The 14,365-nt window shown below is 70.5% G+C and carries 14 protein-coding genes; 4 read left to right on the top strand and 10 right to left on the bottom strand.

Annotation, left to right across the window (positions count from 1 at the left end):
- Positions 1-55 precede the first annotated feature (55 nt).
- The 3 genes from ACW9TB_RS10915 to ACW9TB_RS10925 all read right to left on the bottom strand — a co-directional run bounded on the left by ACW9TB_RS10915 (position 56) and on the right by ACW9TB_RS10925 (position 3,635).
- Positions 56-1,087, bottom strand: a complete 1,032-nt coding sequence (locus ACW9TB_RS10915) for a Gfo/Idh/MocA family protein (RefSeq protein ID WP_472747846.1) — start codon at positions 1,085-1,087, stop codon at positions 56-58.
- A gap of 97 nt (positions 1,088-1,184) precedes the next feature.
- A complete protein-coding gene (locus ACW9TB_RS10920; RefSeq protein WP_472747847.1) occupies positions 1,185-2,399 on the bottom strand; it encodes a Gfo/Idh/MocA family protein in 1,215 nt (404 codons plus the stop codon).
- A gap of 12 nt (positions 2,400-2,411) precedes the next feature.
- Complete coding sequence (locus ACW9TB_RS10925) at positions 2,412-3,635, bottom strand: zinc-dependent alcohol dehydrogenase (RefSeq protein WP_472747848.1); 1,224 nt, start codon at positions 3,633-3,635, stop codon at positions 2,412-2,414.
- Between the two features lie 201 nt (positions 3,636-3,836).
- Here ACW9TB_RS10925 and ACW9TB_RS10930 point away from each other — a divergent pair, with 201 nt between their 5' ends.
- The 4 genes from ACW9TB_RS10930 to ACW9TB_RS10945 all read left to right on the top strand — a co-directional run bounded on the left by ACW9TB_RS10930 (position 3,837) and on the right by ACW9TB_RS10945 (position 7,144).
- Complete coding sequence (locus ACW9TB_RS10930; RefSeq protein WP_472747849.1) at positions 3,837-4,790, top strand: sugar phosphate isomerase/epimerase family protein; 954 nt, start codon at positions 3,837-3,839, stop codon at positions 4,788-4,790.
- A gap of 101 nt (positions 4,791-4,891) precedes the next feature.
- Positions 4,892-5,620: an orotidine 5'-phosphate decarboxylase / HUMPS family protein gene (locus ACW9TB_RS10935; protein ID WP_472747850.1), complete on the top strand. Its 729-nt coding sequence runs from the start codon at positions 4,892-4,894 to the stop codon at positions 5,618-5,620.
- A gap of 16 nt (positions 5,621-5,636) precedes the next feature.
- Positions 5,637-6,095: a VOC family protein gene (locus ACW9TB_RS10940; RefSeq protein ID WP_472747851.1), complete on the top strand. Its 459-nt coding sequence runs from the start codon at positions 5,637-5,639 to the stop codon at positions 6,093-6,095.
- Between the two features lie 41 nt (positions 6,096-6,136).
- Positions 6,137-7,144 carry a sugar phosphate isomerase/epimerase family protein gene (locus ACW9TB_RS10945; protein WP_472747852.1) on the top strand — a complete coding sequence of 336 codons (1,008 nt, stop codon included), beginning with the start codon at positions 6,137-6,139 and terminating at the stop codon, positions 7,142-7,144.
- Positions 7,145-7,241: 97 nt separating this feature from the next.
- Here ACW9TB_RS10945 and ACW9TB_RS10950 read toward each other — a convergent pair whose 3' ends face one another.
- From ACW9TB_RS10950 to ACW9TB_RS10980, 7 genes are read right to left on the bottom strand one after another with little or no spacing between them, the layout of a single operon-like run.
- Positions 7,242-8,681 carry an aldehyde dehydrogenase family protein gene (locus tag ACW9TB_RS10950; RefSeq protein WP_472747853.1) on the bottom strand — a complete coding sequence of 480 codons (1,440 nt, stop codon included), beginning with the start codon at positions 8,679-8,681 and terminating at the stop codon, positions 7,242-7,244.
- Positions 8,657-9,757, bottom strand: a complete 1,101-nt coding sequence (locus tag ACW9TB_RS10955) for a tartrate dehydrogenase (protein WP_472747854.1) — start codon at positions 9,755-9,757, stop codon at positions 8,657-8,659. The genes ACW9TB_RS10950 and ACW9TB_RS10955 overlap by 25 nt, the downstream gene beginning before the upstream one ends.
- The gene (locus ACW9TB_RS10960) at positions 9,754-10,596 is read right to left on the bottom strand and encodes a DeoR/GlpR family DNA-binding transcription regulator (protein WP_472747855.1); all 843 of its coding nucleotides are present in this window, start codon (positions 10,594-10,596) and stop codon (positions 9,754-9,756) included. The genes ACW9TB_RS10955 and ACW9TB_RS10960 overlap by 4 nt, the downstream gene beginning before the upstream one ends.
- Positions 10,593-11,549 (bottom strand): hypothetical protein, encoded by a 957-nt coding sequence (locus ACW9TB_RS10965; RefSeq protein WP_472747856.1) that lies wholly within the window; start codon positions 11,547-11,549, stop codon positions 10,593-10,595. Before ACW9TB_RS10965 ends, ACW9TB_RS10960 begins: the two co-directional genes overlap by 4 nt.
- A 10-nt stretch (positions 11,550-11,559) precedes the next feature.
- Positions 11,560-12,465 (bottom strand): carbohydrate kinase family protein, encoded by a 906-nt coding sequence (locus ACW9TB_RS10970; RefSeq protein ID WP_472747857.1) that lies wholly within the window; start codon positions 12,463-12,465, stop codon positions 11,560-11,562.
- An 11-nt stretch (positions 12,466-12,476) separates the two neighbouring features.
- Positions 12,477-13,319, bottom strand: a complete 843-nt coding sequence (locus tag ACW9TB_RS10975) for a carbohydrate ABC transporter permease (RefSeq protein WP_472747858.1) — start codon at positions 13,317-13,319, stop codon at positions 12,477-12,479.
- On the bottom strand, positions 13,312-14,301 hold the full coding sequence (locus ACW9TB_RS10980) for a carbohydrate ABC transporter permease (protein ID WP_472747859.1): 990 nt from the start codon (positions 14,299-14,301) through the stop codon (positions 13,312-13,314). The genes ACW9TB_RS10975 and ACW9TB_RS10980 overlap by 8 nt, the downstream gene beginning before the upstream one ends.
- Between the last annotated feature and the right edge of the window lie 64 nt (positions 14,302-14,365).

Consider the following 14,365-nt stretch of genomic DNA (forward strand, 5'->3'; position numbering starts at 1 on the left):
GCCAGGTTGGCGGGCGCCGTCCGTGTTCTCCGTTGTTATCCGTTCCGTACCGGACTCAGCCCTGCTGGGCCTGCAGCGTCTCGACGATCCGGATGGCCACGAGCGCGTCCCGGGGGTCCACCGGGAGCGGGCCGCGACCGGCCAGCGCCTCGGCCAGCATCGCGTAGAACCGCCGGTAGCCGCCGCGCTCGGCCGGTACCGGCCCGTCGTCCCCGTCGCGCCCGAGCCGCCCGTACGACTCGGGCGGTTCCACGCCGAAGCCCTCGTCCAGGGGGGACATCCCGGCCGCGAGCTGCGACTCCTGCGGGTCCAGGCCCCACTTGGTGTACGCGGACGCCGAGCCGAGCACCCGGAAGCGGAATCCGCGCCGCGCGACCAGGCTGCTCATCGACAGGTGTGACCGGACGCCCGAGGTGTGGGTGAGGGCGATGAAGCTGTCGTCGTCGTTGACGGCGTTCGCCCCGCGCCTGTCCAGCTCGCCGTACACCTCCGCGACCGGCCCGAACAGCCGTACGGCCTGGTCGATGAGGTGGGAGCCCAGGTCGTAGGCGATGCCGCCGCCGTCGCGGCCGGTGGTGCCGCTCTTCCAGGCCGGCCGGGGCCGGGGGTTGAGCCACTCGAACCGGGACTCGAAGCGCCGTACCTCCCCGAGCGCGCCCTCCTCGACGAGCCGCTGGACGGTCAGGAAGTCGGCGTCCCACCGCCGGTTCTGGAACACGGTCAACGGCGTTCCCCGGCTCTCCGCGAGCGCGATGAGCCGCTCCGCGTCGGCGGACCTGACGGCCAGCGGCTTGTCGACCACGGTCGCCAGGCCCAGTTCCAGCGTCCGCTCCGCGAGTTCCGCGTGGCTCGGGGTCGGCGAGGCGATCACCACGAGGTCGTACTCGTCCGCCGCGAGGAGCTGCTCGACGCTGGGGAGGACGCGGACGCCGGGGTGACGTCCGGCCGCGGCGCGCGCCCTCTCCGGGTCGCCGGTGACAATGCCGCGCAGGGCGTACGCGGGATCGGCGCTGATCAGCGGCCCGTGGAAGACGCTGCCCGCCAGGCCGTACCCGACGATCGCGGTACGGATCGGTGAGGGCGTCATCGGGCCGGTCCTGCCGGGTGCTCTCCTCGCACGAGTGCCATGGCGGTTCTTCCTTCGGGTGTTACGGGGCCTTTGGACGTCACGGGGTCTTTGGGAGTCATCGGGTTGGCACCCCCGTCCGCTCGCCGGTGAGCCGACCCACCTCGCCGCCCACCGGGGTCCCGGTCCTCGCGGCGAAGGTCGCCACGATCCGCTGGCAGTCGAGGATGTCGGCCCTGCCCGCGTCCAGGCCCGACCGGGGTTCGACCCCCTCGCGGACCATGGCGTGGAACGCCTCCAGCTGGGTCTCGAACGCCTCGGTCACGCTGCGGCTCAGCACCCTGCGCTCCGCGTCGCCGTCGAGGGAGGTGACGACGAGTTCCGTCGGCGCGTGCAGGAGGTACGGGGAGGGGAAGACCAGTTCCACCGTGCCCCGGCCGTGCACCACCCGTACCGTCTCCCGGTAGGCCGGGAAGTCGGGCAAATAGTGCCAGGAGAGCCCGAACCGGCCGCCGCCCGCGAGGGTGCCCGTGGCGGAGATCGACGGGGGATGCTCGCCGAAGGACTTCCTGTCGCGTCCCACGTCCCGCAGGGCGTACCGGGAGCTCTGCCGCCAGATGTCGGCGAAGTCCACGGTGGCGGGCGGCGAGCCGAAGCTCCTCATGATCGACAGGTCGTGCGCCAGGCTGCTGACCAGCGCGCCTCGGTAGGCGCGCCACAGTGCCTCGTCGGCGTCGCCCACCGCGGTACGCCACAGCGCGAGGTCCTCGGCGTCGGCCTCGGCCTGCACGTGGGGCGGCGGCGGCCCGCTCGGCCCGACCAGCCGGGCGAGGGCGAGCTGGGACGCCCCGGTGGGGTGCAGCACGCTCGCCTCGATGCTGCGGATGTCGTCGACGTCCTCCAGCAGCCGCGCCGCCTCGACGACCGCGGGGTCGTACTGCTTCATGTAGCCGAGCAGGATCGCCGGGTGCCCGAGGTCGGGTTCGGTGGCGATCAGGTCGTCGACCTCGGCCGTGGTGTAGGCGAGCGGCTTCTCGCAGAACACCGGCAGCCGCCGGGCGAAGGCGGCGCGGACCGCCGAGGTGTGCGACCCCCGGGAGAGGATCATCAGGGCGTCGAGGCCACCGGCGTCGAGCAGGTCGTCGAGGTGGGAGAACCGCCGGGACCGAGGGATGCCGTACCGCCGTCCCATGGCGTCGGTGACCTCGGGGGAGAGATCACAGATACCGGCGACGGTGTACAGATCCGGCCGCTTCGCCAGGAGCGGCAGGTGGACCGCCTGGGCGACCGCACCGAGCCCGAGGATCCCCAGGCGGATGGGTGAGGGGGACACGCCGTTGGCCTTTCAGCTCGTCGTTTCGCTGTTCGAGAACCCGCCGTCCGGGGAGCCGCCGTCCGAGGAGCCGCCGTCCGTGGACCCACTGCTCCGGGACCCGCCGTTCGGGAAGCCGCCGTCCACGGAACCGCTGCTCCAGGACTCACTGCTTTGGGAACCGCTGTCCAGGGAACCGCTGCTCTCGAAGCCGAAGGGCATCCGTAGCGCGGACTTGACGTTGTTTCCCCGTTGCATCGCGGAGAACGCCTCCTCCCACTGCTCGATGGCGTAGACGCCGCCCAGGATCCGCTCCGGGCGTACCTTGCCCTGGCTGAACAGGCGCAGCACGTTCTCCCAGGTGCTCCAGGTGTGCGAGTAGCACCCGTAGAGCGTCACGGCCTTCTTGACCAGCGGGTCCAGGGTGAAACCGAGGGGCTGCGGCCCCCAGCCGACCTTCGCGATCGCCCCCGCGGGACGGACGAGCTCCATGCTCTGCATCAGCGCGGCGCTCACCCCGGTCGCGTCGACCACGAGGTCCGCGCCGAGCCCGTCGTGCAGCCGCGAGATCACCTCGGCCGGGTCCTGCCGGGAGATGTCGACGACGTGGTCGGCGCCGAGCAGCCTGGCCTTCTCCAGCCGATGGGTGTCGATCGCGGTGCCGAGCACGACCGTCGTGGCGGCTCCCCGGAGGATGGCCATCTGCAGGGCGAGGATCCCGATCGTCCCGGCCCCCTGGACGACCACCAGGTCACCGGGGTTCACCGGCGCGCGCTCCACCACCGCGTTGTACGCGACCGCGTACGGCTCGGTCATGGACGCGATCTCGAAGCTGACGTTGTCCGGGATCCTGTGCAGCACGCGGGGCTCGGCCACCAGGTACTCGGCCATCGCCCCGTCGCGCTTGAGCCCGTAGCCCTCGCGCCACGGGCACAGGTTGTAGCGTCCGGCGCGGCACAGGCCGCACACGCCGCAGATCGACGCGGCGGTCTCGCACACCACGCGGTCACCGACGGACCAGCCGGTCACGCCGTCGCCGACGGCGGCGACGACACCGGCCGACTCGTGCCCGAGGGTGATCGGCAGCACGCCCTTGGAGCTCTTGCTCTGCGTGTTGTGCCACATGTGGATGTCGGATCCACACACGCCGACCGTGTGCACCCGGACAAGGACCGTTCCCGGCCCGGCCACCGGTTCGGGAACGTCGCGCACCTCCAGCGCGCCGTCGGTGTTCGCGTACTTCACCAACGCTTTCAACAGCGTTCCTCCAGCTTGTGGTTTCTTGGCCGAGCGGGGGGCCTCCTGAGCACCCGGGATGACCTCCCAGCGTGCCGGCGGGCGCAAGAAATGCTCGCTCTGCCCCAACAGTAGTTCAGAATCCGCTCAAAGTCTGTATGCTATCTCCCACACTTTGGTGCTAACGTATCGATTCACCTGCTGAGTCGGTGAGGAGCGGACGTGAGGATCGCAGCGTTCCCGAAGGGCTACCTGGAACAGATGGTGGTCCGGCGCACCAAGTCCGTCTTCGAGTGGATCGACGAGGCCCGCACGCTCGGCGTCGACGGGCTCGAACTCCACACCGGCTTCATCTGGTCCACCGCCGAGGACGAGCTCCGGCGGATCGGCGACGCTCTCGCGAACGCCGGATTCCAGATGCCGATGATGTGCGCCTCCCCCGACTTCACCCACCCCGACCCCGACGTCCGCGCGCGGGAGATCGACCGTCAGGCCGAGTTCATCCGCGTCACCGCCGTGCTCGGCGGCCCCGGAGCCACCTGCCGCGTGCTCAGCGGGCAGGCCTACCCGCAGGTTCCCGTCGAGCAGGGCGTCCGGTGGGCGGTCGAGGCGATCGAGTCCCTCCTCCCGCTCGCCGCCGAGCTGGGCGTCACCCTGGCCATCGAGAACCACTACAAGGCCACCACCTGGACGTACCCGGAGCTGGCGCAGTCGCCCGACGTCTTCCTCTCGCTGGTCGACGGCATCTCCGACCGCGTCAACTTCGGGGTGCAGTACGACCCCTCCAACGCGATCGTCGCGGGGGTCGACTCGGCCGAGTTCCTGCGGCGGGTGGTCGACCGGGTGGTCACCATGCAGGCGTCCGACCGCTACCTGCAGGACGGTACGACCCTGGAGGACCTGCGCCAGGCCGACGGCACCATCGGATACTCACCGGCCCTGAAGCACGGTGTCATCGGGCAGGGGCTCAACGACTACGACCGCATCTTCCCGATCCTGGTGGAGGCCGGTTACGACGGCTGGATCAGCATCGAGGACGGGGTCAACGGCATCGACGAGCTGCGCGCCTCGGCCGACTTCCTGCGTATGGCGCGCGACCGCTGGTTCGGCGGATCGACGGCGGTCCGGGTGCGCAGCCACGACGTCGCCAGAAGCACGGCCGGGCACGGCGGCTGAGAACCCCACCGGCCGTACGCGGCGGCACCCCCGTACGCACACCCGATGAGCACCACCCGGAACCAGAGACGGGGAACCCCCCGAAGCAGGAGGAACACGACGTGAGCACATCGATCCGAGGTCTGCGGCGATCCGATCTGACTCACGGCATCGTGCAGGTCTCGCTCGACCTGAAGACCCTCGACGACGCGTTGCGCATGGCCGCGATCGCGGTCGAGGCCGGTGCCGACTGGCTGGAGATCGGTACCCCGCTGGTGATGGCGGAGGGCCTCCGTGCCGTACGCACCCTGCGTAAGGAGTATCCGGACCACCCGCTGGTGGCCGACCTGAAGGTCATGGACGGCGGATACGGCGAGACCCGCATGTTCGCCGAGGCCGGTGCCGACGCCGTGGTCGTGATGGGCCGTGCCCACGACGCGACGGTCCAGCGCGTCTGCGAGGCGGGCGAGGAGTTCGGCATCCTGGTGATGGGCGACGACATGGGAGCCGACGACCGGGTGGCCGAGGCGAGGCGGCTGGAGGACCTCGGGGTCGGCATGGTCATCCACCACATCGGCCACGACCACCGCAACATGCACCGGGAGCTGAGGTTGTCCCCGCTCACGGACCTGCCCGGCATCGTCGCCGCGACGACCGTCCCGGTGCAGGCGGTCGGCGGGCTGTCCATCGAACAGGCGGTCGGCTGCCCGGCCATCGGCGCGGGCGTCGTGGTCTTCGGCGCCCCGCTCGCCATCGACGACGAGACGTCGTTCACCATCCCGGAACGCGACCTGCCCCGGATCCTGGGGGACGCGATCGCCCGCGTACACGCCACCCCGGTCACGGCATGACCGGCCAGGACGAACGGTGGTCCGACGAGCGCGTGACCGCACGTACGGCCCCCGGCGGAGACAGCGCAGCGAGCGGCGAGGAGACCGGATCCCGGTCCCCGGTCACGGCATGACCGGGTTCCTGCGCCTGCACCACGCCACGTTCACCATGCCGGTCGGCGAGGAGGATCGTGCCCGCGCCTTCTACGGCGGCGTGCTCGGCATGACGGAGGTGCCGAAGCCGGGCACCATGCGGCCGGTCGGCTGCTGGTTCGGCACCGGCGGCGTGGAGATCCACGGGCTGCCCGACGAGGACTTCCGGCCGAACCGGCTCGGCCACCCGGCGATCCTGGTCGAGGACCTGGACGCGCTCGCCACCCGGCTGGCCGGGCACGGCGTCGCCGTCGAGGCCGACGACCGCTTCCCCGGGCATCGCCGTTTCCACACCTACGACTGCTTCGGCAACCAGCTCGAATTCCTGCAGGCCGATCCCTGAGCGGAACCGCCGCCAACCTGCCCCCGGGTGAAGGAGATCCCATGTCAACCCGCCCCGTAACGCTGTTCACCGCGCAGTGGGCAGACCTGCCCTTCGAGGAGGTGGCCCGGCTCGCCTCCGAGTGGGGGTTCGACGGCCTGGAGATCGCCTGCAAGTCACAGCACCTGGACGTGGACCGGGCGCTTGAGGACGAGGGTTATCTCGACTCCCGGCGGGAGATCCTGGACCGCTACGGGCTCGGCGTCTGGGCCCTGTCGAACCACGCCCAGGGCCAGGTGGTCTGCGACGACCCGCTCGACTTCCGCCATCGGTCGATCGTCGGCCCGCGCACCTGGGGAGACGGCGACCCGGACGGGGTCCGCGCCCGCGCCTCCGAGCAGGTCAAGAAGACCGCGATCCTGGCACGCAAGCTCGGCGCCTCGGTGGTCACCGGCTTCACCGGGTCGAAGATCTGGCGGTACGTCGCGATGTACCCGCCGGTCCCCCAGGAGGTGATCGACGACGGCTACGCCGACTTCGCCGCCCGCTGGAACCCGATCATGGACGTCTTCGACGGGGAAGGGGTGCGGTTCGCCCTGGAGGTCCACCCGAGCGAGATCGCCTACGACTACTGGACGACGGCACGGACCCTGGAGGCCATCGACCGCCGGGACGCCTTCGGGATCAACTGGGATCCGAGCCACATGATGTGGCAGGACATCAACCCCGCCAACTTCATCGTCGACTTCGCCGACCGGATCTACCACGTCGACTGCAAGGACACCAGGATCCGCCAGAAGGACGGCCGGGCGGGCCGGCTCGGTTCCCACCTCCCCTGGGGAGACCCCCGGCGCGGGTGGGACTTCGTCTCCGCGGGCCACGGCGACGTCCCCTTCGAGGACGCCTTCCGCGCCCTGCAGTCGATCGGGTACGCCGGGCCGATATCCATCGAGTGGGAGGACGCGGGGATGAGCCGGACGCACGGGGCGCCGAGGGCGCTCGCGCTCGTACGGTCGCTGCTCTGGGAGCAGCCCCACGCCCGCTTCGACACGGCCTTCACCCAGACCTGACGCGCCGGGTCCTCGGCGCGGGCCCGGCACGCTGGAAAGGCATGGCCCCGGACGGGACCATGCCTCCCGGCCGGGGCCATGTCTCCGGCTCCACGAACTACGGTTTGAGAACCACCAGCTTGTGGTGCAGCAGCTCGTGGACCGCGTACCTGACACCCTCGGTGCCCTGCCCCGAGTCCTTGACGCCGCCGTAGGGCATGTGGTCGGCGCGGTAGGACGGGGGCATGTTCACCAGCACGCTGCCCGCCTGCGCGCGGGCCGCGTACTCCATCGCCTCGCCGAGGTCGCCGGTGTAGATCGACGAGTTGAGCGCGTACATCGAGGAGTTCACGCCGCGGATCGCCTCGTCCAGGTCGTCGACGACGAGCACGCTCGCGACGGGGCCGAACGCCTCCTCGCAGACCAGCGCGCTGCCGGGGTCGACCTCGGCGAGCAGGGTGGGCTCCAGCACCCCGCCGACCACCTCGCCGCCCGCGAGCAGCCGCGCGCCACCGGCCACCGCGGCGTCGATCGAGCGTTTGAGACCCTCGGTCGCCTCGGTGGTGACCAGCGGCCCGACCACGGTGGCGTCGTCCCTCGGGTCGCCGTACCGCACCGCCCTGAACGCCTCGCCCAGCAGGGTGACGAACCGGTCGGCCACCTCGCGGGTCACGTACAGCCGCTGCAGCGAGACGCAGGCCTGCCCCGAGTTGGCCAGCGCGGAGGTCACCGCGTCGGCGGCGGCGCGCTCCAGGTCGGCGTTGCCGGTGACGACCATCGCGGTGTTCGACCCCAGCTCCAGCACGTGCAGCTTGCGGGGCGACCTCGCCTTGAGGTCCCAGCCCACCCGGCTCGATCCGGTGAAGCTGATCACCGCGACCCGGGGGTCGTCGATCCACGGCTCCACGACGTCGGCGGGCGTGCCGGTCACCAGGTTGAGCCATCCGGCCGGAAGGCCCGCCTCCGCGAACACCTCCACCAGCAGGCCCGCGACCAGCACCGCCTTGTCGGACGGCTTGAGCACCACGGCGCACCCCGCCGCGAGCGCCGGAGCGACCTTGTGCAACACCAGGTTGAGCGGGAAGTTGAACGGGGTGACGGCCGCGACGATGCCGCGCGCCTCGGGCACCGTCAGCGCGATGGTGCCCGCGCCCGACTCGACGGCGTCCAGCGCGACCGTCTCACCGGTCAGCCGCCTGGTCTCCTCCGCCGCCCAGCCGAGCGTCTGCACCGCGCGGCCCACCTCGCCGCGTGCTGCGGTGACCGGCTTCCCGGTCTCCGCCGTGATGGACCGGGCGAACTCCTCGCCGCGCTCCTCGACGAGCCGCGCGGCGGTCGCCAGCACGCGGGCGCGTTCCGGTACGGGCAGCCCTCGCGCCATGGCCCGCTCGGCCGCGTCGACGGCGCGGACGGCGTGCTCGCCCAGGCCCGTCGCGACCGTGCCGATCCGCTCACCCGTCCAGCGGTCCCGGACCGGGCGCGGGCTCGTGCCCTCGACCCAGGCTCCGTCGATGTACAGCAACTGGTCGCGGCTCACCACGGTCCGGCCCCCGTCCATCTGTCCGACCTCCCGAGTTCTTCGATGTGTCCGCGTACCGCCTGGGTGAACGCGGCCGTCGACGCGTTCCCGCCCAGGTCGCGGGTGCGGGTCCCCTCCGCCAGGGTGGCCTCGAAGGCCGCCACCAGGTGCGCGGCGGCGGCGGGGTGTCCCAGGGCGTCGAGCATCATGGCTCCGCTCCAGATCTGGCCGACGGGATTGGCCACGCCCTGCCCGGCGATGTCCGGTGCCGATCCGTGGACGGGCTCGAACATCGACGGGTGCCGGCCCTCGGGGTTCAGGTTGGCGCTGGGCGCGACCCCGATGGATCCGGTGATCGCACCGGCCAGGTCGGAGAGGATGTCGCCGAACAGGTTGGACGCCACGATCACGTCGTACCGGCCGGGGTGCAGCACCAGGCTCGCGGCGAGGGCGTCGATGAGCTCGCTGCGCGCCTCGACGTCGGGGAACTCGGCGAGCACCTCCCGGACGACCTCGTCCCAGAACGGCATCGTGTGCACGATCCCGTTGCTCTTGGTGGCCGAGGTGAGGCGCCCGCCCCGGCTCGCGGCGAGCCGTGCGGCGTACCGTGCCACCCGTGCCACGCCGCGCCGGGTGAACACCGCCTCCTGCACCGCGAACTCCTCGGGCAGGCCGCGGTACATCCGCCCGCCGATCTCCGAGTACTCGCCCTCGTTGTTCTCCCGGACGACGACCAGGTCGATCGGGCCGGAGTCGGCGAGGGGGGAGCGGACACCCGGCAGGGTCCGCACCGGGCGCAGGTTGACGTACTGCTCGAAGCGGCGCCGGATCGGGATCAGCAGGCCCCACAGGGTCTCCACGTCCGGGATGTCCGGGACGCCGACCGCGCCGAGGAAGATCGCGTCGTGCTCGGCCAGGACGTCCAGCCCGTCGACCGGGAGCATCCGGCCGTGGGCGCGGTAGTGGTCGGAACCCCAGCCGAGGTGGTGCCAGTCGAGGTCGAGCCCGTGCAGACCGGCCACCTGGTCGAGGCAGTCGATGGCGGCCGGCATCACCTCCTGGCCGATGCCGTCGCCCGCGATGACCGCGACGCGGTGACGACTTACATCGCTCATGAGGCGGCGTCCGTGGCGGTGCCGGCAGTACCGACGACGTCCTGCGGGGTGGCCGTCACCGTCACCACGTCCACGTCCTGCTGTTCGAGCACGTGCCGCTGGTTCTCGGAGATGCCGTCGTCGATGATGACCCGGTCGATGACCTCCCAGTCACAGATCTTCACCATCGCCGAGGCGTAGAACTTGGAGGAGTCCGCGAGCAGCACCACCCGCTCCGCGACCTCGATCAGCGCGCGCTTGGTGATGGCGTCGAAACCGTTGCCGCAGAAGGCGCCCCGCTCCCCGATGCCGCTCGCGGCGAGGAAGAACGTCTCCACCCGGAGGTTGGAGATGGCCGCGAGGGCGGCAGGCCCGTCGAAGGACAGCGACTCCGGGTGCAGCAGGCCGCCCAGGCACATCACCTCTGTGCCGGTACGGCCGATCAGGCTGGACACCACGGGGAAGGAGTGGGTCACGACTGTCACGTTGCGGTCCGGTGGCAGGAGCTCGGCCACCTGGTGGCCCGTCGTCCCGGCGTCGATGGCCACCACCGAGCCGATGCCCACCATGTCGATCGCCTTGAGGGCGATGGCCCGCTTGGCGTCGGCCATCTTCATGTCCCGCAGGCGGTAGTCGCTGCCCTCCATCTCCTGCTTGGACAGCGAGCCGACGCCGCCGCGGAACGCCCGTACCTTGCCCTGCTCGGCCAGCCGCAGCACGTCGCGCCGGATCGTCATCTCGGAGACGGCGAAGGCGTTCGACAGCTCGGTGATCGTGCAGTAGCCCTGCTCGGAGATGAACTGCACCAGCCGCTCGCGGCGTTCCGGTGCCGAGGTGTACCTGAAGTTCTCCTCGGTCATCTCCGTACCCCCTCCACTTCCGGAGCCTGGGGCCGCGAGGCCCGCGCGGCCCGCGAGGACTCGGCGACGATGGTGGTCAGCGTGCGCAGCCTCTCCACCGACCGCCGCGACAGCGCGCCGAGCGTGTCGGGGTCGGCGACGGTGTCCCCCCAGATGGCACGTCCGGCGAGGAACCCCTCGGCGCCGCCGAGGCACGCCTCCCGGACGCCCGGCGCGAAGTCGGGCTGGTTCACGCCGTTGGACAGCACCACCCAGGGGACGGGGACGATCGCGGACATGCGTTCGGCGTGGTCCCTGACGCGCGAGATGTCCCCGGGCAGGTAGCCGGGCATCTCCGCCTTGTAGATCGTCCCGCCGAGGGTCGAGACCTCGCGCGCCGCCTGGAGGATGGCCTCGTGGCGGGCGTCCGGTCCTTCCCACTCCCCGCCGGTCGCGGGCCGCACGATGGCCTCCACCAGGCTGGGCACCCCGGCGGCGCGGGCGACGTCCAGGAACGACAGGACCAGCCGGGTCCGTTCCTCCTCGCCCTCGTCCGGCCGCCAGATGACCAGGAGTTTCACCGCGGCTGCTCCGACCCGCGCGATGAACTCGGGGGTGACGGCGGGGTCGAGGGTCGTGGTGATCACCCCCTGTCCCTTCGGCTGGTCCAGGACGTCCGCGGCGAGGATCAGGCTCGTCGAGGGGGCGAGGCCGCCGGGCCTGGCGTCGGTCACCGCGTAGGGACGGTCGAGCAGGACCGCGGAGACCAGCGGTGACAGCACCCGTGTCGCCATGTCTTTGAAACGGCGCAGCGAGTCGTCGCCGACCTCGTCGCCGTCCACGAGCGGGAACATCTGGCGCAGTGACTCCCGTTGGTCCAGCGCGAGCATGGCGAAACCGCCCTCGGCCGATTTCAGCGGCGCCACCAGCTCGTCTATCGCTTGATCATCCGGGGCCACACGGTTCCCAGACATCTCTCTCCGTTCACCTGTATTCATCAATCCGCGGTGCGGGTCGCATCGCGGATAGGTATTTTCCGGTCTCGGCGGCATCGGGGATGCCGCTTCTGCCGTCGAGGGAACGACATGAAAGCGCCGCCACCACGTTGGCCCGCCAGGCGGCCTCCACCGGGGACATGCCCTCGACCAGCCCCGCCAGCAGGGCGCCGTGGAAGACGTCGCCCGCTCCCATGGTGGACACCGGGTCGACGGTCACCGGCGGTACGTGCACGGCCCGGCCGTCCACGAGCACCTGGCAGCCCTCGTCACCCGCGGTCGCCACCACCTGGCGGGCACCCGCCTCGGCGGCGGCCCGCAGGCTTCCGGGCACGTCCCCGGCCGGGAAGGCGTCGCGCAGCGAGCCGACGGTCGGCGCGTACAGCGCGACGCCTTCGAGGTCGAGCCCGGGGATCGGGTTGCCGCCGTCGACGCTCAGCGAGGCAGCGTCCGGCTCGCCCCGCAGCGCGGCCCGCGCGCCGTCGTATCCGGTCTGGTCGACGTGCAACCACCGGGAGGCGCGTACCGGCACGGAGGCGGGGTCGGGGGGTGTGGACGGCGAGGTGACGATGGACCGGGCACCGGAGGCGCGGGACACCACGATCATGCTCTGCGGTGTCCGTACGCCGGGGCGCGTCCGCAGCCAGCGGGTGTCGACCCCCTCCTCGTCCAGGAGCCGCCTGCTGAGCTCACCGGCGGCGTCGTCGCCGACCACGCCGCAGAAACCGACCGAGGCGCCCAGCCGGGCGAGGGTGACCGCCGCGGTCGCGGCGGGACCGCCCCCGGCGACCACGAAGGGCTCGGCGAGCACACGGTCGTCTTCGGCGGGCATGCGCTCGACCATGGCGATCGTGTCGATGGTGACAACTCCGACGCAGATGACATCCAATGTCATTTTCCGCGCCCTTACTTTACCGCTCCGGCCGTGAGGCCGGTGACCAGATATCGCTGCAGGATCAGGAATCCGGCGACGATCGGCACGCTGACGACAAGGGCCGCGGCCATGACCTGGTTCCAGTAGACATTGGTCTCGGTGGCGTAGCTCTGCATGCCAACGGAGAGCGTACGGGTGGCGCTGTTGGTCAGCTGGGAGGCGAAAAGGATTTCCCCCCAGCCGGTCATGAAGGAATAGACGGCGACCGCGATGATGCCGGGTCGCGCGGCGGGCAGGATCACCCGGAAAAGCGCGCCGAGCGCCGTGGTGCCGTCCACCTTCGCGGCCTCGTCGAGGGCGCGCGGGATGCCGTCCATGTAACTGGCCAGCATCCAGATCGAGAACGGCAGGGTGAACGTCAGGTAGGTGACGATCAGCCCGATTCTGGTCTGGTAGAGGAACGAGAATCCGAGGCTCCTGTCGATGTTCACGAAAATGATGAACAGCGGCAGCAGGAAGAGCACGCCGGGAAACATCTGCGTCGACAGGACGACCCCGGAGAAGGCGCCCTTGCCGCGGAACCGGTAGCGCGAGATGGCGTACGACGCGAAGATCGCGATAACGACGCTGAACAGTGTCGCGACGCTGGTGACCAGCAGGCTGTTCACGAAATACTCGGCCAGCGGAACGGTCGACCACATGTCGACGAAGGGCTCGAACGTCAGGTTCGTCGGCCACCACTGGAATTCCCCCTGCACGTCCCGCAGCGGTTTGAGCGACGAGGTGAGCATCACGTAGAGCGGGACGGCCGTGAACACGGCGAGGGGAACCAGCACCACCCAGCGGAAAACACGGAACGACAACTGTTCACGCATCGCGGTTCACTCTCCTGTTCCACAGTGCCCACAGACCGGCGACGACGACGAGGAAGAGCATCAGCAACACCGACATCGCCGATCCCAGGCCGAAGTTCCAGGTGATGAACGAACTCGAATAGATGTGCACGGTCAGCAGGTCCGCGGATTCCGGCGGGGTCGGCCCGAACAGCACGTACGGGGTGTTGAACTCGCGGAACGTCCACAGGAACAGCAGCAGTATCAGGACGGCGTTGATGGGGCGCATCATGCGCAGCGTGATGTGGCGGACCTGCTGCCAGGTGCTCGCGCCGTCGATCGCGGCGGCCTGGTAGAGCTCCTCGGGAATCACCTGCATACCGGCCATCGACATCAGGAACGCGAACGGCCACTGCTGCCAGATCGACACCACGACGACCGAGATGAACGCGTTGCCGCCGATGAGCCAGAACGGCCGCTCGTCCGCGAGGTGCAGGCCGTCGATCAGCAGCTGGTTGAGCAGCCCGTTGTCCCGCTGGAGGATGAACTTCCAGATGATGATGCCCGCGTAGGCGGGCAGCGCGTACGGGATGAGGAACAGGGTGCGCAGGAAACCCCGGCCGCGTCCCAGGCGGTGCAGCACGAGCGACGCCGACATCCCGAAGAGGAACGAGATGCCGACGACGAGCACCGTGAAGCCGAGGGTGATCCCGAAGGACCGCAGCAGCTGCCAGCCGAGCGGGCCGGAGAAGTCCAGCGCGACGCCGTAGTTGCCCGCGCCGGTGAACGGCGCCGCCGACCAGTTGGTGATGTAGAGCTGGGTGAGCTGGATGAAGCTCATGAAGATCCCGACGATCATCGGGATGACGTGGACGAGCAGCTCGAACGCGACCGCCGGGAGGATCAGCAGGTAGGGCGCGGCCTGCGTCCAGGTGAACCTTCTCGTCCGCCTCGGCCGGTCGGCGTCCGGCTCCTGCTCGCCCGGTGGCCCCTGCGCGGGGCTTCTGGGGAACGTCACTGCCATCTCGTTCTCCTCGGGTTGACATCGTCCCGGGTGCTGGGCTGACGTGGGACGATGTCAACCCGTG

Source organism: Streptosporangium sp. H13245 (genome assembly GCF_055690525.1).

Bases quoted from the DNA above. Each gene is read 5' to 3' on its own strand.
- ACW9TB_RS10915 (WP_472747846.1), bottom strand. From the start codon at position 1,087: ATGACGCCCTCACCGATCCGTACCGCGATCGTCGGGTACGGCCTGGCG.
- ACW9TB_RS10965 (WP_472747856.1), bottom strand. From the start codon at position 11,549: ATGTCTGGGAACCGTGTGGCCCCGGATGATCAAGCGATAGACGAGCTG.
- ACW9TB_RS10960 (WP_472747855.1), bottom strand. From the start codon at position 10,596: ATGACCGAGGAGAACTTCAGGTACACCTCGGCACCGGAACGCCGCGAG.
- ACW9TB_RS10955 (WP_472747854.1), bottom strand. From the start codon at position 9,757: ATGAGCGATGTAAGTCGTCACCGCGTCGCGGTCATCGCGGGCGACGGC.
- ACW9TB_RS10975 (WP_472747858.1), bottom strand. From the start codon at position 13,319: ATGCGTGAACAGTTGTCGTTCCGTGTTTTCCGCTGGGTGGTGCTGGTT.
- ACW9TB_RS10980 (WP_472747859.1), bottom strand. From the start codon at position 14,301: ATGGCAGTGACGTTCCCCAGAAGCCCCGCGCAGGGGCCACCGGGCGAG.
- ACW9TB_RS10950 (WP_472747853.1), bottom strand. From the start codon at position 8,681: ATGGACGGGGGCCGGACCGTGGTGAGCCGCGACCAGTTGCTGTACATC.
- ACW9TB_RS10945 (WP_472747852.1), top strand. From the start codon at position 6,137: ATGTCAACCCGCCCCGTAACGCTGTTCACCGCGCAGTGGGCAGACCTG.
- ACW9TB_RS10970 (WP_472747857.1), bottom strand. From the start codon at position 12,465: ATGACATTGGATGTCATCTGCGTCGGAGTTGTCACCATCGACACGATC.